This is a genomic window from Phycisphaeraceae bacterium (genome assembly GCA_019636555.1).
Taxonomy (GTDB): domain Bacteria; phylum Planctomycetota; class Phycisphaerae; order Phycisphaerales; family UBA1924; genus JAFEBO01.
Map to the genome: position 1 here is coordinate 3,095,899 of JAHBXH010000001.1, position 26,567 is coordinate 3,122,465.

The 26,567-nt window shown below is 61.6% G+C and carries 22 protein-coding genes and 1 rRNA gene; 8 read left to right on the plus strand and 15 right to left on the minus strand.

The window, feature by feature from the left end:
• Position 1: 1 nt before the first annotated feature.
• Complete coding sequence (locus KF691_13335; protein MBX3390427.1) at positions 2–640, minus strand: (2Fe-2S)-binding protein; 639 nt, start codon at positions 638–640, stop codon at positions 2–4.
• A gap of 164 nt (positions 641–804) precedes the next feature.
• Here KF691_13335 and KF691_13340 point away from each other — a divergent pair, with 164 nt between their 5' ends.
• Positions 805–1,491, plus strand: a complete 687-nt coding sequence (locus tag KF691_13340) for a hypothetical protein (GenBank protein ID MBX3390428.1) — start codon at positions 805–807, stop codon at positions 1,489–1,491.
• Positions 1,492–1,760: 269 nt separating this feature from the next.
• Here the strand turns inward: KF691_13340 and KF691_13345 are convergent, their stop codons facing one another.
• The gene (locus KF691_13345; GenBank protein MBX3390429.1) at positions 1,761–2,348 is read right to left on the minus strand and encodes an OsmC family protein; all 588 of its coding nucleotides are present in this window, start codon (positions 2,346–2,348) and stop codon (positions 1,761–1,763) included.
• 156 nt (positions 2,349–2,504) lie between these two features.
• Here KF691_13345 and KF691_13350 point away from each other — a divergent pair, with 156 nt between their 5' ends.
• Positions 2,505–3,152 (plus strand): TetR/AcrR family transcriptional regulator, encoded by a 648-nt coding sequence (locus tag KF691_13350; protein ID MBX3390430.1) that lies wholly within the window; start codon positions 2,505–2,507, stop codon positions 3,150–3,152.
• A gap of 178 nt (positions 3,153–3,330) precedes the next feature.
• Here the strand turns inward: KF691_13350 and KF691_13355 are convergent, their stop codons facing one another.
• Together KF691_13355 and KF691_13360 are read right to left on the minus strand one after the other, a co-directional pair.
• Positions 3,331–5,673, minus strand: coding sequence for an alpha amylase C-terminal domain-containing protein (locus KF691_13355; GenBank protein ID MBX3390431.1), 2,343 nt, complete (start codon positions 5,671–5,673; stop codon positions 3,331–3,333).
• Positions 5,674–5,953: 280 nt separating this feature from the next.
• Positions 5,954–6,115: a hypothetical protein gene (locus KF691_13360; protein MBX3390432.1), complete on the minus strand. Its 162-nt coding sequence runs from the start codon at positions 6,113–6,115 to the stop codon at positions 5,954–5,956.
• 669 nt (positions 6,116–6,784) lie between these two features.
• Between KF691_13360 and KF691_13365 the strand changes: the two genes are divergently transcribed.
• On the plus strand, positions 6,785–7,447 hold the full coding sequence (locus tag KF691_13365; GenBank protein MBX3390433.1) for a hypothetical protein: 663 nt from the start codon (positions 6,785–6,787) through the stop codon (positions 7,445–7,447).
• Positions 7,448–7,534: 87 nt separating this feature from the next.
• Here the strand turns inward: KF691_13365 and KF691_13370 are convergent, their stop codons facing one another.
• Complete coding sequence (locus KF691_13370) at positions 7,535–8,347, minus strand: hypothetical protein (protein MBX3390434.1); 813 nt, start codon at positions 8,345–8,347, stop codon at positions 7,535–7,537.
• Between the two features lie 761 nt (positions 8,348–9,108).
• Complete coding sequence (locus tag KF691_13375; protein MBX3390435.1) at positions 9,109–10,320, minus strand: hypothetical protein; 1,212 nt, start codon at positions 10,318–10,320, stop codon at positions 9,109–9,111.
• Positions 10,321–10,433: 113 nt separating this feature from the next.
• Here KF691_13375 and KF691_13380 point away from each other — a divergent pair, with 113 nt between their 5' ends.
• Positions 10,434–10,787, plus strand: coding sequence for a hypothetical protein (locus KF691_13380; GenBank protein MBX3390436.1), 354 nt, complete (start codon positions 10,434–10,436; stop codon positions 10,785–10,787).
• Positions 10,788–11,161: 374 nt separating this feature from the next.
• Here KF691_13380 and KF691_13385 read toward each other — a convergent pair.
• The 8 genes from KF691_13385 to KF691_13420 all read right to left on the minus strand — a co-directional run bounded on the left by KF691_13385 (position 11,162) and on the right by KF691_13420 (position 21,219).
• Positions 11,162–12,644, minus strand: a 16S ribosomal RNA gene (locus tag KF691_13385).
• Positions 12,645–13,187: 543 nt separating this feature from the next.
• Entirely contained in the window at positions 13,188–14,198 is a 1,011-nt protein-coding gene (locus KF691_13390; protein MBX3390437.1) for a ComF family protein, read from the minus strand.
• A 95-nt stretch (positions 14,199–14,293) separates the two neighbouring features.
• Positions 14,294–15,385 (minus strand): protein arginine kinase, encoded by a 1,092-nt coding sequence (locus KF691_13395; GenBank protein MBX3390438.1) that lies wholly within the window; start codon positions 15,383–15,385, stop codon positions 14,294–14,296.
• A 138-nt stretch (positions 15,386–15,523) separates the two neighbouring features.
• On the minus strand, positions 15,524–16,093 hold the full coding sequence (locus KF691_13400; protein ID MBX3390439.1) for a UvrB/UvrC motif-containing protein: 570 nt from the start codon (positions 16,091–16,093) through the stop codon (positions 15,524–15,526).
• A 219-nt stretch (positions 16,094–16,312) separates the two neighbouring features.
• Complete coding sequence (gene rpmB / locus KF691_13405; protein MBX3390440.1) at positions 16,313–16,591, minus strand: 50S ribosomal protein L28; 279 nt, start codon at positions 16,589–16,591, stop codon at positions 16,313–16,315.
• Positions 16,592–16,682: 91 nt separating this feature from the next.
• Positions 16,683–17,855, minus strand: coding sequence for a DegT/DnrJ/EryC1/StrS family aminotransferase (locus tag KF691_13410; GenBank protein MBX3390441.1), 1,173 nt, complete (start codon positions 17,853–17,855; stop codon positions 16,683–16,685).
• Positions 17,856–17,993: 138 nt separating this feature from the next.
• A complete protein-coding gene (locus KF691_13415; GenBank protein MBX3390442.1) occupies positions 17,994–19,577 on the minus strand; it encodes an ATP-binding protein in 1,584 nt (527 codons plus the stop codon).
• 568 nt (positions 19,578–20,145) lie between these two features.
• Positions 20,146–21,219 (minus strand): GNAT family N-acetyltransferase, encoded by a 1,074-nt coding sequence (locus tag KF691_13420; GenBank protein MBX3390443.1) that lies wholly within the window; start codon positions 21,217–21,219, stop codon positions 20,146–20,148.
• A gap of 197 nt (positions 21,220–21,416) precedes the next feature.
• Between KF691_13420 and KF691_13425 the strand changes: the two genes are divergently transcribed.
• From KF691_13425 to bglX, 3 genes are all read left to right on the plus strand, one after another.
• Complete coding sequence (locus KF691_13425; GenBank protein MBX3390444.1) at positions 21,417–22,064, plus strand: hypothetical protein; 648 nt, start codon at positions 21,417–21,419, stop codon at positions 22,062–22,064.
• Between the two features lie 131 nt (positions 22,065–22,195).
• The gene (gene rpmA / locus KF691_13430) at positions 22,196–22,504 is read left to right on the plus strand and encodes a 50S ribosomal protein L27 (protein ID MBX3390445.1); all 309 of its coding nucleotides are present in this window, start codon (positions 22,196–22,198) and stop codon (positions 22,502–22,504) included.
• Between the two features lie 226 nt (positions 22,505–22,730).
• Positions 22,731–25,031, plus strand: a complete 2,301-nt coding sequence (gene bglX / locus KF691_13435; protein MBX3390446.1) for a beta-glucosidase BglX — start codon at positions 22,731–22,733, stop codon at positions 25,029–25,031.
• On the opposite strand, the gene KF691_13440 is transcribed toward bglX, so the two are convergent.
• Entirely contained in the window at positions 25,021–25,935 is a 915-nt protein-coding gene (locus tag KF691_13440; protein ID MBX3390447.1) for a hypothetical protein, read from the minus strand. The genes bglX and KF691_13440 overlap by 11 nt on opposite strands.
• A gap of 201 nt (positions 25,936–26,136) precedes the next feature.
• Between KF691_13440 and KF691_13445 the strand changes: the two genes are divergently transcribed.
• On the plus strand, positions 26,137–26,499 hold the full coding sequence (locus KF691_13445; GenBank protein MBX3390448.1) for a helix-turn-helix transcriptional regulator: 363 nt from the start codon (positions 26,137–26,139) through the stop codon (positions 26,497–26,499).
• Positions 26,500–26,567 lie beyond the last annotated feature (68 nt).

A 26,567-nucleotide genomic window follows, 5' to 3' on the forward strand; every position in this document is an offset into this window, starting at 1 on the left:
CTCAGACTCCTTTCTGATCCATGATCGGAGCCTGCCCGGAGGCTTCGAGCGCCGCGTTGAAAATGTTCGTGTATGTCCCGCACCGGCAGATGTTGCCGCCCAGCGCCTTCTTGATCTGGTCGAGTGTCGGCTTCGGCACATCGTTCAGGAGCACGCGCGTCGCGACGATGAACCCCGGCGTGCAGTATCCGCACTGCAGCGCATCATGCCGCAGGAACGATTCCTGCACCGCGTCGAGCTTCCCGCCCTGCGAGATCCCTTCCACCGTCGTGATCGTCGCGCCCTGCACATCAAACGCGAGCGTCATACACGCATTCACCAGCTTGCCGTTCACAATCACCGAGCACCCGCCGCATGAGCCGCGATCGCAGATGATCTTCGTGCCCGTCAGCCCGAGGTTCAACCGCAAAACCTCAGCGAGCGTGACCGAAGGTTCGACGCGCACTTCCGCGGACTTCCCGTTCACCGTGAACGCGACGGCGATCGGGCCCGGACCCTCAAGAGCATCGGCTTGCTCCTTCTCTCTCGCCGCGGCATGCGCCTCGGCGATCCCCGAAAGCGTGGACACCGTCGCGGAAACACCGACCGTCTTGATGAACGACCTGCGGGAAAAACCGGGTGGTCTCGTTTCTTCGGGCATGGCTGGTCCTTCCGGCGAACGGGCGTAGCACGATCAATCTACCACAGCGGGCAACAAGGAAGGGCGAAACAAGAGTGCCCGTGAACCTCGACTCATGAAACGGGTCGCGGTTTACACTGGTTGCGGCGGAAACGCGGATTTCTTCTGTTTGGGAGCAAAGTCGGATGGGCGAAAAGCGCGGCGTTCTCTATCTCAAGTGGGGCACCAAGGCGGACAAGGTGATCGAGCGGTCGCTCGCGTCGCTGAAGAAGCTTCACCCCGAACTCCCGGTCCACGTCCAGACCCTGCCCGATACCAGCAACTTCCTCGACAAAGCCGACATGCTCGACCATTCTCCGTTCGAGGAAACCCTTTATCTCGACACCGACACCGTCGTGCTCGACAAGCTCGATTTCGGTTTCGCCAAAGCCGCGCGGCACGGCTTGGCGTGCGCGATCTGCGAGTGCCCCATCGCGCGCAGGTACAAAGGGATCTCGGGCGACATCATCGAGTACAACACCGGCGTCTTGTTCTTCACGCGCGCAGCTCGCCCCGTCTTCGATGCCTGGAAGCGTCTCGTGCGCTCCGTCGATTCATCGATCGAATACCGGCAGGGCAACCAGATCTTCCGCGCGCCGCTGAACGATCAGGCCGGCTTCGCGATGGCGCTCGAGGAAACCGGTCACGTTCCGTTCGTTCTGCCGCACAACTGGAACTACCGCCCGCGCTGGCAGAAAAGTTTCTGGGGACCGCTCAAAATCTGGCACGAGTACACCGATCCGCCGCCGATCGTCCACCAGTGGAACGCAGACCAAACCGCGCCCGGCGCGAGCGTGATGTACTTCGAACAATCCCCGCCACCGGGGCGCTAGAGCGTTTCCCCGTCCGCTTCTTTTTTCGCTTCCTGTTCCGTTCCCTTTTCGCTTCCTGTTCCGCTTCCTCTTTCCCCCGCATCATTCTCGCTGGTCCTCCCCCGTTGCCAAACGGGGGAGGTGTCATCGCGTAGCGATGACGGAGGGGGTTCTTTCGTTCTCTTCACCGCTTTGAATTGGCATCAACCGGCCATGCACACGAAAACGCAACGGCGGCCCGTCAAGGCCGCCGCGCTGTTCCACACCACCGATATCTCGAGCGGGTCAAATCACTTGCCCGTTTTCGCGCTCTCCACGATCAGCTTCGAGTCGGTCGGGATCGCGCGCGTCAGGTTGTAGAAGTTCGGGCTCGTTGCGCGGATCACATCGTGCAACCGCGCGAACTGCTCCTTCGTTCCGTCACCCGCGATGCGCACCACCTGCGAGAGCCCGCGATATCCGGCCGGAACCGCGGCATCGATCCCGAGAAACCCGCGAAGATCAATGTCACCGTCGAGTTCCACTTCGAGCTTGCTCAGCGTGATGCCCATGCTCGCGGCGACCGCGGCATAGCCCACCATCATGCACGCGTTGAGCGACGCCATCAAAAGCTCCTGCGGATTCGGGTACCGATTCGTGCCCCCGATCTCGAGCGGCTCATCGGATCGGATCGTGAACTCGCGCGGCACATCCTTCGAACCGATGACGCATCCGTTCACCTGGTGATCCGCGCGGGTGCCGCCCTTCCACGCGCTCCGCACGCTCCACGACGTTTTTCCTTCGGCGGGCGACCTGCGGACTGTCTCGATCACGCCGTTGAGCGCATCAACATCGATGCCGTTCACAACATTGCGGGTTTGGGTTGCGGTCGAATTCATGGTGAAACCTCCTTTGTTCAATCGCCGGGTTACTGGCCCGACGAGTGAATGATGCCTTCGGAGGCGCTCTCGAACAGAGCACTCGGGGTGCACCCACCGGTTGACTCGTGGTAAACCCCCTGTTTTTCAGCAAAATTCACGCTGCTATGCTCTGAGATGAGCACGACGATGATCAACAGGAATTCGACAAAGAGCGTGGCGGAACTGCTCGGCCAGCCGCCGCCCCCCACCACCGGACGCGATCGATTGATCGCCGCGGGAATCGAGCTGTTCTATCGCGAGGGTTTTCAGGCGGTGGGTCTGGATCGCGTGATCGAGCACGCGGGCGTGACGAAGACCACTTTCTACAAGCACTTCGAGGCGAAGGACGATCTCGTGCTCGCGTGCGTTCGCGCCCGCGACGAGTGGGAAATGCAGGCGTGGGATCGCGCGGCTCGCAAGCTGGGGGGCGATGACCCGCGCTCGCAGCTGGTCGCGTTCTTCGATGTGCTGGACGTGTGGTTCAACGACCCGGAATTCCATGGCTGCATGTTCATCAACGTCGCTTCGGAATTCTCCGACAAGCGCGATCCGATCCACAAGGCCGGCGCGGAGCACAAGCGCAAGGTGCGCGATTTCTTCCGCGATCTCGCGGTGAAGGCCGGCGCGACGCACCCGGATGATTTCGCGGATCACTACACGATCCTGGTCGACGGCACGCTCGTGCTCCGGCACGTGCACGGGCGCGACGATGCGGCGCAGGTGGCGCGCCCGGTGGTGATGAACCTGATCGACACGTACATCCCGAAGACAAACGCGAAGTAGTGGGCAGCGCCGTGTGCAGCGCAGTGCGGAATGTGGTGCTCAAGAGAACCGCAATCGCCGCATCCAATTGGCGAGCACTGTTTGGGCAACGCGCAATCAGAGGATTCTTCGGTTGTCAAAGAGAGCGAATTTCCGGCGACGTCTCTCGACGACGCCGGAAGGTTTGGGGGTGGGGACATCAGTTATCTTGCGACAAGATGATCACGGTGTACGGGCCGATGCCGACGTTGCCGTTGTAATTCAGGCCGTCTTTCGCGCCGGAGTTCGCGGTGGTGTCGTAGCTGTTGGTGTTGGCGAAGTCGGAGCTGTATCCGTTCCAGTCGCTGTTGAAGCGGACCTTCCAGGTGCCGGCTCGCGGGAAGCCGATGTTGTAGCTCGAGTAGCTGGTGTTGGCGAAATTGGCGACGACGACGACGTCGTCTTTCGCGCCGCCGTTCATCCAGCGGTGATAGGCGATCACCTTGTTGGTGTTGTTGATGTGGAAGACGTTGGTGTTGTTGCCGCGGAGGCCGCGCGTGGTGTCGAACCAGTTGCGGCGGAGGCGGATCATGTCGCGGTACATGGTCTGGATGCCCGCGTAGGTTGTAAGCTTGTTCCAATCGACGGGATCGCTGTCGGCGAAGTAGCCGTCTTCGAGCACTTCCTGTCCCTGGAAGATCATCGGGATGCCGGGGGAAGTGAAGACGATTCCGGCGCCGAGGGTGGAGCGCTTTTTGCTGTACCACGAGCCGGCGTTGCCGGGCCAGATTTCTTCGGGCACGCGCGAGTGACCGTTGGCGACTTCGTCGTGGCTTTCGGTGTAGATCACTCGCTGGGTCTGGCTGTTGTTGTAGAGGTGGACAATCGCGTCGCGCACGGCGAACATGTTTCTGTTGGCATCGTTGCCGTCGATCACCGCGGCACGAATCGGGTGGACAAACTGCGCATCCCACTGGCTGTCGAAGCCCGCTCCGCCGGCGCCGGTGGTTTTGGTGATGTAGTCGTTGTTCTGGAGGTCTTCGGCGATCGAGATCTTGCCGGCGTTCTGGACATCGATCTCGTTGTTGCAGTACTGCATCAGGCTCCAGCCGTCGGGGATGTCGGTGCCGACGCCGTTGTTGGTGTTGCGGATGTTGACGGTGGAATCCCAGCGGAGCCCGTCGATGCGGTATTCCTGAAGCCAGCGGAGAACGCTGTCGCGGATGTAACCGCGGACCTCGTTGCGTCCGTAGTCGGGGCGGGTGTCGCCCCACGGCGTGCTTGATCGGTAATCCTGATAGAAGTAGATGCCGCCCTTGTTGTTCTGCTGCCAGCCATCGAACTGCCACATGCCGAGGTCGCTGGGCCCGTAGTGGTTGTGGACGACATCCTGGATGACCGCGATGCCGCGCTGGTGGCACGCGTCGACAAACGATTTGTATCCGGCGACGCCTCCGTAAATGGATTCGATGCTGAAGGGGTCGGACGGGTTGTAGCCCCAGGAGAAATCTCCCGCGAATTCGCTGAGCGGCATGACCTTGACAGCGTTGATGCCGAGCGACTGGAGCTGGTTCAGTCGGGAGATCGCGGTGCTGAACGAGCCCGGATTGCCGCCCGCGGTGTCGTTGAACGTGCCGATGTGCATCTCATAGATGACCATCTCGTTCCAATTTGCGGAAACAAAGTTGGTCTTCGGCTTGCCCGTCACCGAGACGTCGTCGATGGCGATGCCGTCGCTCGGGATCGACAAGTCGTCGTACTGCTGCCAGCGGACTTTGAACGCCGAGCCGGGAACATATCCCGCGGCCATGGCGCACTGCGAGAGGTGCACGGTGTACGTCGAGAACGACGAGCCGATGGCGGGGAAGCCCATGGCTTTCGTCCAGGTCGTGCCGTTGTTGGAGATGTAGAGTCCGTCCTGCGTGTGCGTTTCGTCGCCGATGTTGCGGATCTTGTAGGTCAGAAGCAGCTCGTCGTAGTTCGCGCAGTTGAGCGTGAGGGTGAGCTGCCCGGTCTCGTACGTGCCGCTGGTCGAGCTATCGAAGGTGAGGCCGCGTGTGCCCGCGGCTTTGTACGTGGTGGAGAATGCGATGCGATACGGACCGGAGCCGGAGGTTGACCACGAGGAGCCGAGCGCGCCCGTTTCGAAGTCGTCTGAGAAGATCGTCGTGGTCGCGCCGTAATCGGACCACGCGTAGGTGTTGTTTCGGATGATGGAGTTCCCGGCGCTGTTGGTGACCTCTCTGCCGCGTGGGTCTTTGCGCCAGTAGGAGTTGGCGCCGTTGGTGACATAGAACTTGTATTCGTGAGCGGCGCCGGCTCCCGAGACGTCGGCGGACCAGTTTCCGTTGCCTTCGCTGACGAGCGGGTTCGCGGTCGCGGAGAAAGAGTTGAACGTGCCGCCGACGGAAACGGCGGTGGCGTTGGGCGCCCAGACGCGGAAGGTGGTTCCCCCCGAGTAAATCGTCGCGCCCATACCGGGTCGCAGGGATTGGGCGAAGACCGTTCCGGCGCAGAGAATGGCGCCGGCTGCACAAAGCGTGCGGACGATGGAACGTTGCATGACCTGTTTCTCCGGGCCGCCGCGGCGGGTGGCGAGAAGCGGCGGCCGAATCAGCGCTGCTCGGGCGGAAGAACGAATGAGCGAGGAGCAGCGTACCTCATGGTGAAGTTATTTTCATGTCCGAAAGAGGTGACGGAAAACCACAGATTTGTGGAGTGGTGCAGGATGTTTTGGGGGTTGGAGGAGGAAAACAGGAGAACAGGGGAACAGGGGAACAGGGGAAGAAGGGAAGAGGCAAGGAGGTGGAGAGGTGGTGCCGGGCGAAGAGACGAGAGGCCGATTAAACGGCGAGGTAATCGACGAGGAGAGGTGCGGTGAGGGCGGGGTCGGTGAGCGGCGCGGTCTGGGCGATGGGAGATTCGGGAGGAGGGACCCGCCGCAGGTCGAGGGGTTCGCGCGGCGGAATCGGCGACTCGAGAACTTCGAAGCGCGGGGTTTTCACCCGGCTTTTCGTAGGCACGGGCGAGATGGACGGTGGCGGTTGGTGATTTGCGGGTGTCGAGGCCGATCATGGGGGCAGTTTAGCAGAAAGTGGAATAAACGCACGGTTTTTGTTTGGCATTGGGCAGAATTGGTGGTTAATGGTTGTGGGGAATGGAGTTAGAAGGAGTGGTTTTTGGGGTGTGTTTGATGAATAGAGAACAGACTAAGGCGATTTACCACAGAGGGCACGGAGAGCACGGAGGGGGAAGAGAATTGAGACGGATGCGGGGATTTGGAAAAACGCTTTTGCCGCGGCGGGGTCGATTGCGTGTCGGCATCACGAGCCCGCCGATCTGCGTGAACATCGCTCTGCCGCGCATCGAAGTGTGTGCGGTTCGTGCATCTGCAGGATTGCCGGACCGACGCAAGGAAATTCCGCCTGACAACTGAAGTTCCCAAGTGTCCTCGCTGCGACTACGACCAGTCGGGAGAAGTCGCGCGCTGGCATGATCGCTGCCCTTTGCATGGGCGGTGCGTCGAGTGCGGATTGCTCATCGACTGGCGCGATGTCTTTACAAACCCACGATGTGATGGGCTTGTCGAGCATGCGCGGGGAACGCGCCAATGGGCTTGGTGGGGTGTTCGAACGTCGTTTGCGATCCTGTGGCCTCGGCGATTCTGGACGCGCGTGCAAGCGCGGCATGAGCTGAAGCTGGCTTGCGCTGTCCTTTGGTTTGCACTGCCGCTCACCCTTTGGTTGCTTCCGTCGATTCTTCGAGCGATCTACACCTTCTTCGCGGAGACGATTCACTACTGGGAAATGTCCGGTCCGGAGTTGACGATCGAATACGCGTTCGATCACGCTTGCCGCATTGTCCGACTCGCATTGCCACCTCTCACTTGGTGGTTCTATCCGTTCGCTGCGATGGCGATGGCGACGCCGGCGGTTTTGCTCGGGCTTCGTCGGCACAGAAAAGACATCAGCAAGACACAGTTGGCCCGGTGCGCGTTCTACGCACTTGCGGCGGGATTTGTGGCCTGGCCGCTCGGACATTGGGGTGCAGGATTGACTTCCGCATTCGCAGAGTTTCTGGACACACAAAGGCCCGACATCGCTTCGTACGCGGGCGTCATGAGGGAGTGGGACCTTGATCGCGTTCTTGTTCCGTTGTTGCTTGGGCTGTGGCTGCTGTGCTGGAACTGGTACGTGCTGAAAGATGCGATGCGGCTTCGACGGGCATTTTTTTACTGGGCCTTGCTTTCGCTTGCGGCCGGCATCGTCGGCATGACAGTCTTTCTGTGGCAGGCGGATCGGTGGAATGACGCCGTGTATCGAGTTTTCGGGGTGTGAATAGCCTTCAGGGAAGACGCACTGACCTTGCGGCAAGGTTAGTGGTACAACGGGCATTTGGTTGATTTTGTCAGCCGCCCAAGGCTTTCATGACTTTGATCGAGAATTGGCTCGTCGCTGCCGTAGCGCCGACTCAAAGTACTGATATTCCTGCGTTTCTTCGAGAAGACATCTGCTAACGAAAAGGCCGCCTCGATGCTTGCCCAATCTTCGTTCCTCGTCGCTCCAATGGGCGGCCGGAAAACCTATCACGAATCTGAACGCACCGAACCACAGGCACGCTTTGGCTGAATCCTGGCTAAACCGAGGAAGAGCACGGAGCCCGGAAGATATCTCTGAAGAGAACGGAATTTGGGCGATCAGATGAAATCCAGAGGCGAGAGGACTGCCGCTCTTGAGGACGCTGATCGCGGAATCGAAGTGTTGACCAAGATCAAAGTCGTCGAAATCCGGAATTGTCGCGCAATGAGCGCGTACGAGTACGCTCATTAGAAACGTTGTCAGTTTCTCCACGTCGACACCCGGCAAAATCCAAGCCCGGCGCGTCCGCACAGTTTGAACCGCATCGCTTCGCTCGTCGGAAAATCGCGCCCACCACCTGTCGAGCGTCCCGCATTCTTCCTCGCAGCGAGCGCAAAGCAAGCCCCTTTCCCAAAACCTGTCTTCAACCCATCGAGTGGGCGAGGGCGCGTCTGAGTTCAAGAAAAAAAAGTCTTTGCTGTCGCCCTTCATCCTGCGCAATTCGCCCTTGGGGACAATGTGCGACTTCAGATCGGCGGCGGGAGACCCGCAAATGCCGCACAGCCATTGCGGTACGCTTTCTGCTTCCGAACTCGTCTCTTGGCGATCGGTGCCCACATAGCGATGGTAAGCAGTAGCGCGCATCTGTCGGGGATGCATGGGCTTTCGAAGGTTCGCGAAGTTGAATGCGGGGAGACGTGGTCGTACACACCATTTTCGCGGGGGTCGAGCGCGTCGGATGATGCTTTACGCTCGCCCATTTCATGGGCGAAGAGTTTTGGAGGCTTGAAACCAGACACTGCGTGTCTGGCAACGGCCGCGGGCCCGCTTCGCGGGCTGGGAGAAATGGAGGAGCAGGTTCGCCGAGCGGACTTCGATACTTCCGGATGAAAGTGTCAGCCCGAGTGCTCGCGAGCTGAAAGGAATGTGGAAGGCGGTCGGCTCCGCAGATGCCGCGCGAATGGGTTGGAAATCTCAATTGGAGTGATCGCCACTCGGGGCATCGAGCCCCGAGCGGCGAGAAAGTCTTGGGGAGCTGTGACCAGGGGCTTGCTCGCTGCGCTCGCGTCGCCCGTGGCAACGATCGCTCGCCCGCTTCGCGGGCGGAGAGAGATGCGGGAGCGGATCGGCTTTGCGGGATGGGAGGAAAGCAGAAGTTGGTCTGGTTCGCGGGCGGAGAGAGCGATGAGGAGCATTTCCGGCCGGGAAGTGCCGCGGACTTACAAGAGTTGACGTCACTTGGGCTTGAATCAGAGATTGGAAGCAACCGCGCCCTCGCTGGCGCGTCGGGCTCGTAGAAGCGGGCTCGGACGAAGAGTTTGACCCGTTGGTGTCGCACACCTTCGGCGTGCGAAGGGAATTTGGTGATTCGGACCGGGGGTGCCGCTGCGCGGCCCCACCCCCACCCCCGCTCTTCACGATCACCGCTTCGCGGTGAAGAAGAAGAAGAAGAAGAAGAAGAAGAAGAAGAAGAAGAAGAAGAAGAAGTGCAGCAGAGGTACGGACAAACAATCGAATAAATGCACTCCCTTCCCCCAAACCCTTCCCTCCCCCACCCACGGGAAGGGGCTTTGGAATTGCGCGAGCGGCGCATTCGAAGTGATTCTGCGAGCGCGCGAATGATCCTCCCTTCCCCCAACCCCTTCCCTCCCCCACCCACGGGAAGGGGCTTCGGAGTTGCGCGAGGGGCGCGATCGGCGATTCGCGAGGTGAGTGAGCCGATCCCCTGCCCCTTTCCCGGCAGGAATCGTCTGAGATGTCTGCGGCTCCTGCGCTTTCACAAACACCTGCGGCGGATTCGCCGTTCCCGCCGCCAGGGCGTTGATGACGCTCCGAGCCCTCACAAAAGTCCGGAAGTACCAGTTGACCGTGGCGGCGCCGCGTCTGCCCGTGGCACCGGGGATCGCCGGCGCGGCGAAGTTCAGATTGACACTCCCCACGAATTCCAGCGTGTACACGCTTCCGGAACTGACTTGGACTCCCGAAATCGGAACCGAAAACGTTCCCGGCGTCGCATCGACCTGGCCCGAGCCAAGAACTGCCCCGGCGGTGCCCAGTCCGGCGTGCACGATCACCGTCAGAGGGTCGGCCGCGCTCCCCGGTCCGCGCGAGAGTTCGATCGATGTGAGCCAGCCCGATTTCCCTGCCGTGAACGATTGCCAGGACAGCGCGCTGCCCACGTTCCCGCCCCCGCCGCCCGACGAATCCTGGCTCTGATCAACCGTCGCCAGCGGCGCAACCGCGATCGTGATCCCCGCGATCCCCTGCGCCAGCGGCGTCGGCCTCACCGCCACACGGGGCCAGAGCTTCGTAAAGCCGCCCGAGTCCGACGGAGTCCGCACATCCATTTCAAGCCACAGCGACGATCCGGCAGCAAACACGTTGCCGAAATCAAGATCGGTGCTGAAGCGCCCTTTGTCAACGCTCAATGCGGCGACCACAACCTGCGGCCCGATCTGCGTGCCTTCCACGCTCGCGTCATACAGCCGGAACTGAATGTCCGCGCTCCCGCTGTAGTTCACCCCGCCGCTGGCAAGCTCACCCTGATACGTAAACGCCGTCAGCGATTGCGCACGAGCCGGCGCCGCAAACAACCCAATCGCAAACGCAGCGACCGCAACAAAAAAGCGCATCGGCGACCTCCCGGAGATACTCGCAGTCTACCACCATTTGCTGCATTTCCAGCACGACAAACCACCTATCCCGCGGCAATCCCGCTTTCCTACCGGTTTCACTTGCTCTTTGCGTGCTTGCCGCGCCGTCGGTGTCTTCGATCGCGAACTCATCGATGACGGTGGCGCTGCAGAGCGGGACGGCGGCGGTGAACTGGTCGCTGACGTGCTACACAAACTTCGCGAACACGGCGTTTCAGGTTCAGGTGCGGATTGTTTCGGGTGCAGCGACGACGCTTTCAACGCCGATGCGGTTTTTCTTCAACAACGCGAACGTGCATCAGACGATCTCGGGCTCGACGGCGCTGGCGGTGCAGGGTGGAAGCCCGACGATCGATCTGGTCGTGACGCGTGCGGCGGGGACGGGGAGTTTCATCGTGGATGGGCAGGACAGCCTGAGCTACACGGTGATCAATTTGCACGAGTAGTCAGCACGAAGAGGTGGGAAGAGCAGGCTGCATGAGTCGGCTGTGTGCGTAAGGCGGGGCGGCAACTTCGGGCAGGATGTGCCGAAGAGAGTTGTGAACTGGTGGACGGGAACACCGGCCGGAAGGCCGGTGCCACGGCAACAGCCACCCAAAACGAAAACACCCCGCCGGAGAGCGGGGTGTTTCGCCGAGTTTGACTCGGGAATGCAAAGAACAGTTGGGATGCGAGGTCTTTCGACCAGCGCGGGAGTTGAGTCCCGCGTCGAGAATGTGTTGACAGCCAGAGTGAGATTGCTCTCGCGGAGTCGATCCAAGCCATATGCCTTTCGGCGACCTGAGAAAGACTCGTGCTCTGGTCTAAGGAAATCCCTTAGAAAGGAGGTGATCCAGCCGCAGGTTCTCCTACGGCTACCTTGTTACGACTTCGTCCCAGTCACCAGCATCGCCGTAGACACCTTTGAATTAGGGCGGCTTCGGGCGCTTCTGGCTCCCATGACGTGACGGGCGGTGTGTACAAAGCTCAGGAACATATTCACCGGAGCGTAGCTGATCTCCGATTACTAGCGATTCCGACTTCATGCAGGCGAATTGCAGCCTGCAATCCGAACTGGGGTGCATTTTTTGCGATTTGCTCCGCCTCGCGGCCTCGCGTCGCTCTGTATGCACCATTGTAGCACGTTTGCAACCCTGGATGTAAGGGCCATGAGGACTTGACGTCATCCCCACCTTCCTCCGGTTTGACACCGGCAGTCTCGCTAGAGTACTCAGCATAACCTGTGAGCAACTAGCGACAGGGGTTGCGCTCGTTAAGGGACTTAACCCGACACTTCACAGCACGAGCTGACGACAGCCATGCAGCACCTGTGCTTGTTCCACCCGAAGGGCGTGGCCTCTCTTTCAAGAGGTTAATCCAAGCATGTCAAACCCAGGTAAGGTTCTTCGCGTTGCCTCGAATTAAGCAACATGCTCCACCGCTTGTGTGAGCTCCCGTCAATTCCTTTGAGTTTTAATCTTGCGACCGTACTCCCCAGGCGGCACACTTATCGTTTTTACTACGACCGATACGGCGTCAAAACCGCACCGGTCCAGTGTGCATCGTTTACGGCGTGGACTACCAGGGTATCTAATCCTGTTTGCTCCCCACGCTTTCGTGCCTCAGTGTCAGGACAAGCCCAGCTGACCGTCTTCACCATCGGCGTTCCAGTAGATATCTACGCATTTCACCGCTCCACCTACTGTTCCGTCAGCCCCTACTTGCCTCAAGCCCGCCAGTATGCCCTGCGGTTCCACGGTTGAGCCGTGGGATTTCACAGTGCACTTGGCGAGCAACCTACGCACCCTTTAAGCCCAGTGATTCCGACTAATGCTTGTGGCCTCTGTATTACCGCGACTGCTGGCACAGAGTTAGTCGCCACTTCCTCTGGGGGCAATCATTGTTTCTGCCCCCTGACAGCGGTTTACATACCAGAGATACTTCATCCCGCACGCGGCATTGCTCCGTCAGGCTTGCGCCCATTGCGGAAGATTCGTTACTGCAGCCTCCCGTAGGAGTCCGGACAGTGTCTCAGTTCCGATGTTGCGGGCCGTGCTCTCACACCCGCTACCCGTCTTCGGCTTGGTGGGCCATTACCCCGCCAACTACCTGATAGGACGATCGCTGCTCCCAAGGCGCCAAAACTTTGGTCCTAAGACATCATGGAGTATTACCGGAAATTTCTTCCCGCTATCCTCCACCTCGGGGTACATTCGAACGTGTTACTAACCCTTTCGCCACTCACCCTTGCGGGTTCGTTCGACTTGCATGTTTTAGCCATGCCGCCAGCATTCAATCTGAGCCAGGATCAAACTCTTCACTTGATTTTCTTTATCCCAACCGGCATCTTGCGACGCCGGCCGGAGAATTTCAAAGAAGGGGTTTGAACCAGTACCTCTGCCCGAATCTTGCGATTCGACCAGAGGCGGTCTTCGTCCCGGCCGCCTCCCACTTGCGTGACAGACTTCCGGAACACGCCGGAGATCATCCGGCGTTTCTTTTCAAACTCGTGAATCGATAGGTTTTCACCTTCTCTTTTCAACCACTACGAGAATGAACGCCGAACTGTGAATTTCGGCGGGCTTACCCGTACCGGTGTGTGTCACACCGATCGGGCGATTGTTCGACACGAACGAGCTCAAGCCGGAGCCGTCCCGGAGTGATCCGGTTGTTCGTGCCGCACATTCTCGCGCGGTCCCAACTGTTCAATTGTCAGAGATATCCGCCCGCAGCCTTCGCGACGGGAGGGCCTGTCGATTTCTCGGCAGGGGGAGAGTTTAAGCCGCCACCCATCCGGGTCAAGCCCGCGGGAGAATCTCCGGCGCGAAATTGATTTAAAACTTAACCCCGCCGACACTTACGCAGTGTCATCCGCGAGGGTTCTCGCCCGATTCCCGGTCGCCGGGGGAGGGCGCCACCCCGACAGTCGCAGCCCAGATCTGGGTCTTTGGGTTCGTTTGGATTGAGTTTGGGTGCTCGGGGCGGAGACGGAGTGCCGCGCGGAGCGTGCGGCAGGCTTCGGACATGGTCGCCCCGGTCGTTCGGACATCATCAACGACGACGAGGACTGCATCGGGCGGCACGAGCAGTGCGGCGCGCTTGCAGAAGAACGCGCCGGAGACGTTGCTCCGGCGCTCGCTGACAGGGAGCGTGACTTGGCTCGGACGGTGTCGGCGCGCAAGAAGGCGGCGGACATTGAAACCCGATGCGCGGCGCGTGCCGCAGGTGATGACGAGCGCGTGATCGATGCCTCGAGAGAGCCGGCGCCAAGGCGACATCGGCATCGGAATGAGAATGACGCGGCGGGGATTGATCTCGCGGGCATCCACTTCGGCGCGGATGCTTTTTCCGAGTGCGCGGCCGATGCTCTCGCCGAGCGCGCGGAAGCGGGAGAACTTCAGTTCGCGCACGGAGCGCGCGAGCACGCCTTCGTAGACGCCGAGCCGGATGAAGCGATCCCACGCGGGGCGCTTGTCGTGGCAGCGCACGCACATGGCGGGATCGGAAAGCGTGTCGAGTTCGAACGGGCGGCAGGTTGTGCCGCAGCGCGGGCAGTAGTTCCCGGGTTCATCAGCCTGGAAGTCCGCGGCGCGGATATGCCAGGGTTCGGAGGTGCGCCCGAGGAAATGGAGTTCAAAGGATTCGAGGAAGCGAGAAATGCCGCGGGGTTGAGTGGCCGAGGCGGGGTGCTCAAAGTCGCCGGCGAGTTCGTCGGCGGGTTCTTCTGTGATGACGTCGAGATCGAGGTCGTCGGAAGTATGCGTGAGGAGGTGAACGGCGCCAGGAGAGAGCTTTTCGGCGGGCGCGGAGAGGTGGGTGGGGTCGGTGGGGTCGGTGGGGTGTGGTGGCCAGGGGAATTTGGGCGGCTTGGGGTCCACGGGGGCAAGGTAACAGACGGCGCGAAGCAATGGGACAAATAGGTCCTATGAGACCCATAGGACCTATGACATCGCGCATGGAGTGGGAATTGGCGTTACTTGCTCAGGCGTTCGCGGATCATGGTCGCGCGGCCGATGCGGCGCTGCTCCTGATCGATCTCTTTGCCGAGCACGCGTTGGAGGTGTGCCGGCTGGACGAGCAAGAAAAGGAGATTCACCGTTTGCACGGGGAGTTCGGGGATGAGACCGAGCACAACGCCCAGGCGCACGAGGCTGAGAAGCTGCATCGATTCGTCGGCGGCGATGAGTCGCGCGTGCGTGAGTGCGCCGAGTGCGCGGAAGACCTGATCTTCGAGTGCAGCGCGACGTTTGGAAAGAAGCGTGTTGCGCGCATGGCGCTCGTACTGAATCACGTCCGGGATGATCACGTCCTGCAGATCTGCGAGCACGGCGCCCTCGGGCTTTCCGAGCGTGGTCTGATTCGAGATCTGGTAGAGATCGCCGACGGCTTCGCTGCCTTCGCCGTAGAAGCCTCGGACGGCGAGGTTCATGTCGGTCGCGGCACGCTTGACCTTCTCGATTTCGCCCGTGATTTTCAGTGCGGGCAGGTGGAGCATGACGCTCATGCGCATACCAGTGCCGACGTTGGTCGGGCAGGCGGTGAGATAGCCGAGTTTTTTCGAGAACGCGTAGTCGAGGCCCGCTTCGAGCTTGTCGTCGATCGCGCTCGCCTCGCGCCAGCAATCGCCGAGAGAAAGACCGGCGCGCAGCATCTGCATGCGGATGTGGTCTTCTTCGTTGACCATGATGGAGAGACGTTCGTCGGGGATCGAAACCGCGACGGCGCGGGGCTCTTCCGATGCGGGAGTCGCGACGCCGCCGCTGGTCGCGGGCTTGCCCTTGGCGTGCTGCTTGGAGATCAGGTGCCGCTCGACGAGCAGGTTGCGCTCGATCGCGGGCGATTCGTGCAGATCGACCCACATGATGCGATCGCAGAGATTGGATGCGAGGATCCAGTCGCGGCAGATCTGGAGCGCACGCTCGCGATCGTCCTTTCCGGCGCGGTGAACGAAAACATGGCCGGCGAGATTGCGCGCAAGACGAACGCGAGAAGAGAGCACGATGTCGCTCGCCTCGCCTCCGTTGGTGAGCCACTCGGCGATAGCGACGCCACCCCCACCGCTCACGCCCCCACCGGAACCGGTTCCGCCGCCGTTTCCGGGGTTTTTGATCTCACCGGAATCCGGCTTGATGCGTCCGGACCGTCCGCCCTTTGAACCATCACCCTTGGGGTTGTCGCCTTTGGAAGTCACGGGTGAGGTTCTTCAGTGTGCTTTGGAAATTCCCGAAGACTGAGAAATGCGCTGGAGTTGATCGCGGATTTTGGCGGCGAGCTCGTACTGCTCGGTTTTTATCGCGTCGTCGAGCTGGCGGCGGAGGATGCGCTCTCGCTCGAGTTGCTCGCGCTTGGCCGCGAGCACCCGCGCATCTTCAAGTTCGGACTTGCCGCCACCGGACTCGCTCATCCGGCGCGGGATCTTTCCGATGTGCTGCCCCGCGCCCTCGTGGGCCCGCTCGAGCAAGGGAAGCAAAAGCGATTCGAACGCGGCGTAGCACTCGGGGCAGCCGAGAAGACCCGCCTGTCGGAACTGCTCGAACGTGAAGCCGCAGTTCGAGCACGCGGGGGTCTTTGGCTTGGCGGCTTTGGGGCGCGGCTTTTCGCCGGCGACCTGCGGCAGGATGAAATTCGTGAGCAGTTCGTTCAGGGTCGGCCCGGGGCCGGCGAGGCCTTGTTTGGCGGCGCATGCCTCGCAGCAGTGGACTTCCACCCATGCGCCGTCGCGGAGGACGGTGTCGTGGACGGTGGCTTCCTTGTCGCAGTGGTCGCACTTCATGAGGGAGCATTCACCACAGAGGCACAGAGAGAAGAGGTGAAGAGGTGAAGAGGTGAAGAGGTGAAGAGGTGAAGAGGTGAAGAGGTGAAGAGGTGAAGAGGTATTGGAAGCGTACACGGGGTGTCTACCGAAAGATTCACGCGGGATTCGGCGACGCGCTTCGGCAAAAACGAACAAGGCTCCGAAAGGAGCCTTGGGATGCGTGCGGAAGAAAGCGGGTTACTGTGCCGCGGCGGACTTCTGCTGGCGGGTGTAACCGTACTTGCGCTTGAGAGCCTTGGTGACCATGCCGGTGCGGATGGCCTTGGTCGAGGCGACGACGCGGACGTTCTGACCGTCGATGACGGCGACGATGTCCTGAAGATTCGGCTTGAAGGTGCGGCGGGTGATGCCGGTGGGCTTCAGACCGAAGCCGCCCTTGGCGACGGCCTGGCCGCGCCACGCCCGCTTCATGCCCTTGCTGACCTTCTTGCCGGTGAAATCGCACTGCCTGGCCATGGTTCGTACCTCGAAAAAGACCCGGAATAGGACCGGGTGGGGCCGAGATACTAGGCAGGATCGCCGCGGAATTCCGCCTCGGAAAACACCCTTATCGCATCAGGTTTTCGCGGCCGAGCATGACCTCCAGCGTCTGAGCGACGAGGTCGGTTTCGCGGCGAGAAAGGCTGTTGTAGAACGGGATGGCGATGGTTCGGTGGCTGACGCTCTCGGCGATGGGGAACATGCCCGGCTCGAAGCCGAACTGTTCGCGGTAGAAAGGCTGGAGATGGATGCAGGGGAAGTAGTCGCTCGCGCCCACCTCGTGGTTACGCATGCCCTTGATGATCCGGTCGCGCTCGACGGCGGTGTAGGTCGTGGCCAGTCGCACGACGAAGATGAACCAGCTCATGGTGCTTTGCGGGTCCACCGTCGGCATGATCAGGTGCTTGTTCCCGGCGAGACGCTCGATGTAATACTCGGCGACTTCGTTGCGCTTGGCGAGAATCTCTTCGAGGCGGCGGGTCTGCGCGAGGCCGAGTGCGGCATTGATCTCGCTCATGCGGTAGTTGTACCCGAGGCGCTCGTGCTTGAGCCATGAGCCGGAAGCGGTGCCGCCGGCCATCGCGTGGCCGAGCGGGCGGCCCTGATTCCGCATCGAGCGGCAGAGTTCGGCGACGCGGGCGTCGTCGGTGACGATCATGCCGCCTTCGCCGGTGGTGATCTGCTTGTTGGGGTAAAAGCCGAAGACACCGACGCGCCCGAACGTACCCGCGTTGCGCCCCTTGTGGACGGCGCCGAGCGCTTCGCAGGAATCTTCGATGAGCGGGATCTCGTACTTGGCGGCGATCTGGACGTACTGATCCATGTACGCGGGATTGCCGAAGGTCTCGACGGCGAGAATCGCTTTCGTGCGCGGACCGATCTTCTTCTCGATCTGCGCCGGGTCCATGTTCAGGGTCTTGGGGCAGATATCGACGAAGACCGGCGTCGCTCCGACAAACAGAATCGCGTTGGAAGATGCGATGAAACTGAACGGGGTGGTGATGACCTCGTCGCCGGGTCCGATGTTGAGCGCCCGCATGATGAGGTGAAGGCCGCTGGTGCCGCTGTTGACCGCGACTGCGTGGCGCGTACCGACTTTCGCGGCGAGTTCGTGTTCGAACTGTTCGACCATGGGGCCGATGGAAAGTCGGCCGGAGCGGAGCGTCTGAAGAACAAGATCCTCTTCGAGCCGCGTGATGTCGGGTCGGGAAAGGGGGATCTCGGCGTGGGCGTGCGACATGGGTGTCAATATCGGTCGATCCCTGGGAACGGAATACCGGCTGCGTCGGGAGAGTAGAACGGGAAGAAAGACTGCCCCCCAAGTAATGGAATAACGCCGACGGACAAGCCGGCGCTGGGTGAATCCGCGGTCGCTCGATCAGAGGGAGTCGGCGAGGCGGATGACTTCCTGTTCGATGCTCTCGCAGAGCGAGGCGAGCGTCAGCCCGGCAAGGTCCGGTCCGATTTCGACCTTCATTTCTCCCAGGAGCAGAGAGCGGCCGAGATCCGATGCCGGTTCGGTGCAGGGGGCGCTCGCCGGCCCCGTTGTCGGCGCGGTGTGCCCCTTGAGTTGAGCGAGCAGGCGGTTGTGGGCGGTGATGACCGAGGAGTGATTCGGCCGGTTCATGGCGCGGGCGATCTCGGGGAAGCTGAGCGTCGTGAGTCTGCGTGCAAGGTGGACGATGATGGATCGAGCGAGCACCACGCGCGGGTGGCGGCCCTTGCCGGCCATGTCGGAAAGCTCGACGCGAAGGCGGCGTGCCACCTCTGTTTGGATCACGGCGATCGGTACTGGCCGGCGGGGCCGGATCACGGATCCAAACGCGGGTTGCGTCGGAGAGCGCGTGCCCGAGACATCGAGCGCGCGGCGCACAGCTCCGGCATCGAGCCGGCCGCCGGCGCCAAGGTCGGGCATGAGGCGGGAGACGGCGAGCAACTGCATGAAGAGTCCTTCGAGTTCACGGACCGACTTCCAGTTGGCCGAGGCGAGCGCCCGGGCCCCGGATTCGTCGAGCCCGAGGCCCTTACGGGCGGCGAGCTTTGTCGACAATTCGAGCCGAAGCGCGGAATCGGGCTCTTCGATCCGGAGCACCGCCCCGGACATGAAACGCGAGGCGAGCGCGCTCGAAAGCCTGCGGATGTCGCGAGGGTGCTCGTCCGAAGCCAGCACGATCCGGGCGCGATCGAGCCCGACCGCGTCGAGTGTGTGCAGAAGCTCGGTCTGCGTCGCTTCTTTGTTTGCCAGGAAGTGGACGTCGTCGATGCAGAGCAGCGCGAGGCGACGGTGCGTGCGCCGGAAGCCCTCGATCGCCCCCGCTTTGAGCGATGCGATGAATTCGTTCGTGAACGCCTCGGCACTGACGCAGCGCACCTTGGCCCCGGGATGCTTTTCCTGGAATCGCGCCGCGATGCCATTGAGCAGGTGCGTCTTCCCCATGCCGCAGGCGGAATGGATGAAGAGCGGGCTGAGCGAGGCAACGTGATCGTCTTCCGCGATGCGGACCGCCGCGGCGTGCGCGAGGCGATTGGAGACACCGACGACGAAGTCTTCAAGACGGTGGCGGGGCGCGCCGGGCAGAGGAGCGGGCTTCGGTGCCGCGCTGACGCGCGGACGGGCGCTTTCGATCGGAAGGGGCTGCGCGATCCGCGCGGGCGCTGCTTCGGCGATGCGAAAGCGCAATTCCGCTTTTCTGCCTTCGAGAAGAGTCTGGCTCGCCACGCGGCAGAGGTCGCCACCAATCCTTCGCGAGATGAGATCGGCGACGAACGACGAGGGGGCGACAACCTCAAGCACATCGCCCCGCAAGCGCACCCCGCTCGCTTGCCGGAGGTAACGCTCGGCTCGATCGCTGCCGCCTTCGCGGGCAAGAGCGGCGATCAGACGGGGGGTCAGTTCGGGGCTTGATTCATTGAACGCTCCTGCTTCTCGTCGATCGCTTGTGCTGAGATTTTTTGTCGCCACGAGGATTCCGCTCTCTCGCCCACTCTGGACGACGCACAAAGACGGATCGGAGCCCCGAACTGTCCATGGCCTGCGGCAAAGTCCGTCCGTGACCGTCCTGGTCCTTGCCGCGTGCCTGTCCGGAGCATCCGATCTGCCAACTCGAACTCAGTTACCGTCCGTGCCCACCTCGAATCTCAGGCAAAGCGATACCCCGGACCCGGAATCGGGTACCGAAATACGAATCGCGTTGCAGGGCAGCGTGCGCACTTGCGCCGGCTGATCCCGGAAAATCTCGAGTCGGTCGAGTCCGTGACCGCAGAGAGAAATCTAGTGGCGATCAACCGATCAAACAACCCGCGAGAGCGCATTTCCGGCACTGCCGGCAGCGCAGCGGACGGAAAAAACAGGGCTTAGCGAGATCTAAAAATTCTTCTCCACGCTCGCACGAGTGATGCGGACAGCATGTGGACAACATCTGTCGATTGCTTGCAACAAATTGGTGATCCGTCGTTTGCGCGAATTCTGGCACGGCGCGCCGGTGTGTGATTCCACTTGATTCAGTTGCGTGCGGCGATTGATTCAGCGCTCAGCCTGATCGATTTCCGTTCACACTTCGAACAAACGCCCGACGACGGCCGATGGCCGCGAAACCGAATCGCTCGTACATCTTGATCGCCGGCAGATTCCGGCAATCGACGGCGCAGGTGATCGCGTCGATGCGCGGCTCTGCGGCGGAGATGAGGGCGAGCTCCATGAGCTTGGCCCCGATGCCGCGCCCACGAGCGCCCTTGGCGAGGCCGACGTAGACAAGCTCGAGTGCGCGCTGCTCGATCACGCGGTTCAGGAGCATGCACCCGGCCGGATGCTCGATGCCGCTTGGGTCTTTGATGAAAACGACAAACCAGATACTCGGATCGAAAACGCCGGTGGCGTAATGGCTTGCGAGAATGTCGCTGGTGGCGCGCATGCCGCAGAGCTCAGGGCAATCAAGGGTCTCGACGTACGACTCGTCGAGCACGCGCAGCAAGACCGGATCGCGTTCGGGCTGAGGCAACGACGAGAGCGGCGCGACCCGCACGTCGGTCGGCCACTCGACTTTGCGCCTCGAAGGCTTGTGCTCGACGGGGGCGAGCGAGCGGCGGCGGTATTCGAGATCGCCAACGCACACGAAGCCGGCCCCGCGGAATGCGGATTCGGCCCACGCGTCGGAGGGCTCGGGGAGCGCCTGAAGAACTCGCACAGGCGTGCCGGGGGAATTCGAAAAGTGTGCCCCGACGGCGTTGAGCAGCGCGATGCGTTCTTCGCGGGCCTCTTCGAGTGCCCTTGGTCCCGCGGCCGCGCTCTCCTGCGATGGGCTGGGCTCGGAAATGAAGATCATCGCCGTGCGGCCGGAACCTGGAACCGCAAGACACGCCTGTCGGACGCCGGCGGAGCGCTTCCCGATTTCGGAAGTGCTCACGCTCGCCCAGATACACGACAGATCGATTCCGTGCTCCGGGGCGCTGGAAATAAGGCGCTTGGCGGCGGCCTGCCGGTCTTTCAGCGATTGGCTCACGAGCCTTTGGGCCGCGGCAAGGAGCAATTCCTCACCGACTCGGACAACTGCGAAGCCGGGTGAGGGCTCGTGCCGGGCGGGCGGGTTGGGCGCTGAGCGGGTCATCGGCGAGCAAACGGGGTTCACGGACGAAAGAAACTCAAAAGTTCACCCGCGCGTGGGAAGTTTGACGGACGGGGCTTTGCAAGTAGACTAGCCTCCCCGCCTCGGAAACCGCGGATGAAGCGATGGGGCAAGTCAAGGGAACGCCTGGCCCGATTGCCGCGAACAGACGCAGGGCAGGAACGAGCGAAAGATCAGCTATGAAGTCGACCTCCATGATGCCGCAATACTTCCGGAACCCGATCTCCCGCGTTATTTTGCTCGGTGTTGCAGCCGTCGGAATCGGCGCGATGGCCCCGGAGCCCAATCCGGTGCCGCAGCGCTGGCAGTTTGATGTGTACCCGGGCAACCTGCGGTTTGCGAAGTTTGAGACGCCGGATGGGCAGCTCCGCGGCTACTTCTTCCTGACCTATCGCGTCGTGAACAACACGCGTGAGGATTTGCTTCTTGCCCCGCTATTCGAGCTCACCACGGAAAACGGTGACATCATCCGTTCCGGGCGGGATGTACCGCAGTCGGTCGTGAAGAAGATCATGGCGGAGGTAGACAATCCGCTCGCGCAGGACCAGATCTCGATCCTGGGAACGTTGCTCCAAGGCGAGGAGAACGGGCGCGAGGGAGTCGTCGTTTTTTCTGACGTCGATAATTCGGCCCGCGATATCACGATCTATGCAACGGGCTTCTCAGGCGAAACGGCTCCCTACGAAGTGAAGGATCCGAAAACCGGCAAAGTGCGCAAAGAGCTGCTCCGCAAGACGCTCAGCCTTGAGTACAAGCTCCCGGGCGATGTGACAGGGCGAGTGAACGAGCCGCTGCCACTCTTTGAGCAGCGCTGGGTGATGCGGTAAAGGCGGCTTTTGGCATCCGACAACGCGTACTGGCGGGGATTCGTCGGGTCGCCCCGGCGGGGTGGTGTGCCTAATATCTTGGCCCTGCCCGGACCGGTATTGACGCGGGCACTTTTCGAGGATTTTCAGTCATGGCACACAAAAAGGGCCAGGGTTCGACCAAAAACGGCCGCGACTCCAACCCGCAATACCTCGGCGTGAAGCTCTTCGGCGGCGAGATTGCCAAGCCGGGTTCGATCATCGTCCGTCAGGTCGGCACACCGTTCAAGCCGGGCTTCAACGTCGGCATCGGCACGGACAACACGCTCTACTCGCTGGCGGCAGGCACGGTGGTCTTCAGCGGCCGCAAGGTGCACGTGGACCCGAGCGACGAGAAGGCGGAGCGTCCGGTGTGGCTCAAGGGCGGCGAGGTGAAGAAGCCGGCCAAGGCCTCGAAGTAAGTTGCTTCAACCAAGAGTGAATCAACGGGCTCCGTGACGCGGAGCCCGGTTTGTTTTTGCGTCGGACTTTGGCCAGCTCTGATTCGAATCGTTGAGGTCGACGCCCGCAGAGCCATGAAACAACGCGCGGCGATGAAACACCCGCGCATCGATTGTCGTCTACCGTCCTGCCCAAGTCGGTCGAGTCCGCAGGACGCGCCGACGCGATTCTCCGAGGAACCGGATTATGTCAACTCGTCCACTTCGCGCCGCGCTGCTCGCTCTCGTCCTTGCTGCCGGTGTCCGTCCTGTATTCGGCGCGGAAGTCGCCGCGCCCCGGTCGGATTTCACACAGTTCGACCCTCGCGTCGATGCGCTGCTCAAGCAAATGACGCTCGAGGAAAAAGTTGGGCAACTGGTTCAATTCTCCAACGGGCGTGCGACGGGCCCGGAAAACGTGCAAGTCGATCAGAACGAATTGCTCGCGCGAGGCGGCATCGGCTCGATTCTCAACGCGACGGGCGCGAAAGAAGTCAACGCGATGCAGCGCATCGCCGTGGAGAAATCGCGCCTCAAGATCCCTGTTCTGATGGGCCTCGACGTCATCCACGGCTATCGCACGACGTTCCCGGTGCCCATCGGGCTCGCGGCAACGTGGGACCCTGCGCTGATCGAAGAGACATCGCGCGCCGCGTCGGTCGAAGCGACTTCGGAAGGCATCCGCTGGACGTTCGCCCCGATGGTGGACATCGCACGCGATCCGCGCTGGGGACGGGTCATGGAGGGAAGCGGCGAGGACACCTACCTCGGCGAGGTGCTCGCCGCGGCGTACGTGCGCGGTTTTCAAGGGAAAGACTTGTCGGACCCGACGTCGCTGCTCGCGTGCGCGAAGCACTACGTCGGATACGGCGGGGCTGATGGCGGGCGCGACTACAACTCGGTGGACATGTCGGAGCGGATGCTGCGCGATGTGTACCTGCCGCCATTCAAGGCCGCGGCGGACGCGGGCGTCGGCACGTTCATGAGCGCGTTCAATTCGCTCAGCGGCGTGCCGACTTCGGCGAATCACTTCACGCTGACCACGGTGTTGCGCGACGAGTGGCGGTTCAACGGCTTTGTCGTCAGTGACTGGACGTCGATCGCGGAACTCATCCCGCACGGGATCGCGCTCGACGGGAAGACGGCGGCGTACAAGGGATTTGCCGCGGGCGTGGACATGGACATGCAGGCGAATCTGTACGCGACGTATCTGCCGGCGCTGGTGCGTGACGGGAAGCTGAAGGAATCGGCGATCGATGAATCGGTGCGCAGGGTTCTGCGCACGAAGTTCGCGCTCGGGCTTTTCGAACATCCGTACACCGACGAGGCTCTGAGCGATTCGGTGCTGCTGCGTGCGGATCATGTGGAACTGGCGCGACGAGCGGCGGAAGAGTCGTTCGTGCTGCTGAAGAACGATCGGGCGAAGCCGATTGAGTCGGCTCCGCTGCTGCCGCTCGCGGCAGGAAAGACGATCGCGCTGATCGGCCCGCTCGCGGACAACGCGGACGACATGCTGGGTGAATGGGCGTGCAAAGGCGATAAGAAAGACGTGGTGACGCTGAAGCACGCGCTCGCCGACCGGCTGAACGACAAGCTGATCTATGCGAAGGGAACGGAAGTTCTTGGTTCTTCGGATGCGGGATTCGAAGAAGCGGTGAACGCGGCGAAACGGGCGGATGTCGTCATCATGGCGGTGGGCGAACACAGGCGGATGTCGGGCGAGGCTGCGTCGCGCACGCGGCTTGATCTGCCGGGGAATCAGCAGGCGCTCCTGAAAGCGGTACTCGCAACCGGCAAGCCGGTCGTGCTAGTTGTCTTCAGCGGCAGGCCTCTGACGCTCGCGTGGGAAGATGAGCATGTGCCGGCGATTCTGCAGGCGTGGCACCCGGGCGTTCAAGCCGGACCGGCGCTGGCGCGGACGCTCTTTGGAGAGACCGACCCATCGGGGAAGCTCACCGTGACGTTTCCCCGATCGGTTGGACAGGTTCCGATTTACTACAACCACTTCAAGACCGGGCGTCCGATTCCGGGCGAGGACGATGACGAGAAAGACTCGGGCTTTCGGTATCAGTCGCGTTACCTCGATGAAAAGAACTCCCCGCTCTATCCCTTTGGTTGGGGCTTGACATACACGAACTTTGAGTACTCCCCCACTGCGCTCGCGACGAGCGCGAAAGCGATCGGCCTCTCGGAGCTTGAAAAGGGCGCGAAGATTTCGATCGAGGCGACAGTGACCAACCGCGGCGGGCGCGCCGGAACCGAGATCGCGCAGCTCTACATCCGTCAGCGCGGCACGAGCGTCGCGCGTCCGGTCCGCGAGCTGAAGGGTTTCGAAAAGTTCCTGCTCCAGCCGGGGGAATCGCGGCTCGTGAAATTCGAGATCGGCAAAGAGCAGCTCGCGTTCTGGAACATCGACATGCAGCACACGATCGAGCCGGCCGAATTGACCGTTTGGATCGCGCCGAGCAGCGCCGGCGGCACGCCGGTGAGCCTGATGATCACCGAGTAACCGGCTCCTCGCCGACGGAATACCAAGTCATGGACCCGATCATGACTTTGGCATCTGGGTCGCCCCGATCGTGCCTCGCGCGGATTTCCAGCACGCGTTTGACGCCATGGGTGTCGGTGCGGGGCAGGCGGAGCACGAGATTCCGCTTCACCTGGAGCGCGGCGTTGGCACCGGCGTTCAGGCTTGCGGTTTCCTGAGGATCCAGAATCTCGCTCCATGATGTCGGATTCGGAACTTCTTTCCCTGTCACGGCGATCAGCTCGGACAAGCCGGATTCCCAGAGTATTTTGCCTGTTCCCGCATCCCAGTGAACAAGCGCTGATTCGGCGCCCGCGAGAGACTGCTGAGCCTTGTGCAGCCGGCCCGTGAGCTGGGCGCCACGCGATTCGAGTTCGTCGCGCGTGCGCACCAGTTCGATCTCCGCTTTTTTGCAGCGCTCGATCTCTCTTTGGGCGATCTTGTGCGCTTCGGCAATCCCGGGCAGGGACAGCGCCGTTGGCATGACCAGGAAAAGCGCAACGACGGTCGAGAGCGACACCACCGCCGTGATTCCTTTCATCAGTCCGAGGAATCGGTACGCCGGGTAGTAGAACATCGCGGCGTCGGTCAGGTGGGTCAGGCCACAGGAAAGGATGAAGGCGACAAAGAGCCAGATGATTCCCTTTAGCGCGATGTCGCGCCGGCGTAGCGCGAAGAACATCAGCGAGAGCGGGATGCAGGCATAGGCCACGAAGATCAGAAAATCGGAGACGATGTGAAGCCAGCCGAGCCAGAGCGACCAGTCACCGCATTGCCAGCGAGGCATAAACCCGTGCGCATCAAAGAGTCTCTCGATCGAAGAGAGACCCCCTTCGACCTCCGAACGCATTGGTTCCGCTGCTGCTTCCGCCGAATCTGAGTACATGCGAACACGATAACCGCAAATTCCCTCGCGCCAATGCGAAGTGGCACTTGAATCGACCGGTTTGCCCCGATCGGGTCTGCGTGCGAACCATCGGCGCAAAATCCATCGGTACAACTGTTTAGTTTGTGGGAATTGCGGAGACACCCGCTTTGAAAAGCTCACCCGTTGTTGAAATATTCTTTATCTGGAATATAATCTTTTATGGCGCGTAGCCCGACCACCTCCGACGTTTTCAATGCGATCGCCGAGCCCCGGCGGCGCCAGATCGTCGAATTGCTCGCGAGGCGAGGGCCGCACCAGGTCGGATCGCTGGTGGATCTTTTGGGCCTGCCGCAACCCGCGGTGTCGAAGCACCTCGGCGTGTTACGTGCGGTCGGGCTGGTTTCGGTCACGCGGGTCGGGCAGCATCGCGTCTACAAACTCGAAGCCGCGGAACTCAAGACTGTGCACGACTGGGCGCAAGCGTTCGAGCACTTCTGGACGCACCAGCTCGATCGCATCAAGCTGAAAGCCGAGCGCGAAGCCGCCAAGCTGCGATCGCGCCCGAAGCCATCCAATTCGTGAACCCGGAAGACGCCCGAAGCCGGGTTGACAGATTCGCTATTCTGCCGCTCGTCGCGTCCGTTCACTTT

What these genes read in the sequence shown, in the direction of transcription:
- KF691_13335 (MBX3390427.1), bottom strand. Translation starts at nt 640, where the DNA reads ATGCCCGAAGAAACGAGACCACCCGGTTTTTCCCGCAGGTCGTTCATC.
- KF691_13340 (MBX3390428.1), top strand. Translation starts at nt 805, where the DNA reads ATGGGCGAAAAGCGCGGCGTTCTCTATCTCAAGTGGGGCACCAAGGCG.
- KF691_13345 (MBX3390429.1), bottom strand. Translation starts at nt 2,348, where the DNA reads ATGAATTCGACCGCAACCCAAACCCGCAATGTTGTGAACGGCATCGAT.
- KF691_13350 (MBX3390430.1), top strand. Translation starts at nt 2,505, where the DNA reads ATGAGCACGACGATGATCAACAGGAATTCGACAAAGAGCGTGGCGGAA.
- KF691_13355 (MBX3390431.1), bottom strand. Translation starts at nt 5,673, where the DNA reads ATGCAACGTTCCATCGTCCGCACGCTTTGTGCAGCCGGCGCCATTCTC.
- KF691_13370 (MBX3390434.1), bottom strand. Translation starts at nt 8,347, where the DNA reads ATGCATCCCCGACAGATGCGCGCTACTGCTTACCATCGCTATGTGGGC.
- KF691_13375 (MBX3390435.1), bottom strand. Translation starts at nt 10,320, where the DNA reads ATGCGCTTTTTTGTTGCGGTCGCTGCGTTTGCGATTGGGTTGTTTGCG.
- KF691_13400 (MBX3390439.1), bottom strand. Translation starts at nt 16,093, where the DNA reads ATGAAGTGCGACCACTGCGACAAGGAAGCCACCGTCCACGACACCGTC.
- rpmB (MBX3390440.1), bottom strand. Translation starts at nt 16,591, where the DNA reads ATGGCCAGGCAGTGCGATTTCACCGGCAAGAAGGTCAGCAAGGGCATG.
- KF691_13410 (MBX3390441.1), bottom strand. Translation starts at nt 17,855, where the DNA reads ATGTCGCACGCCCACGCCGAGATCCCCCTTTCCCGACCCGACATCACG.
- KF691_13420 (MBX3390443.1), bottom strand. Translation starts at nt 21,219, where the DNA reads ATGACCCGCTCAGCGCCCAACCCGCCCGCCCGGCACGAGCCCTCACCC.
- KF691_13425 (MBX3390444.1), top strand. Translation starts at nt 21,417, where the DNA reads ATGAAGTCGACCTCCATGATGCCGCAATACTTCCGGAACCCGATCTCC.
- rpmA (MBX3390445.1), top strand. Translation starts at nt 22,196, where the DNA reads ATGGCACACAAAAAGGGCCAGGGTTCGACCAAAAACGGCCGCGACTCC.
- bglX (MBX3390446.1), top strand. Translation starts at nt 22,731, where the DNA reads ATGTCAACTCGTCCACTTCGCGCCGCGCTGCTCGCTCTCGTCCTTGCT.
- KF691_13440 (MBX3390447.1), bottom strand. Translation starts at nt 25,935, where the DNA reads ATGTACTCAGATTCGGCGGAAGCAGCAGCGGAACCAATGCGTTCGGAG.
- KF691_13445 (MBX3390448.1), top strand. Translation starts at nt 26,137, where the DNA reads ATGGCGCGTAGCCCGACCACCTCCGACGTTTTCAATGCGATCGCCGAG.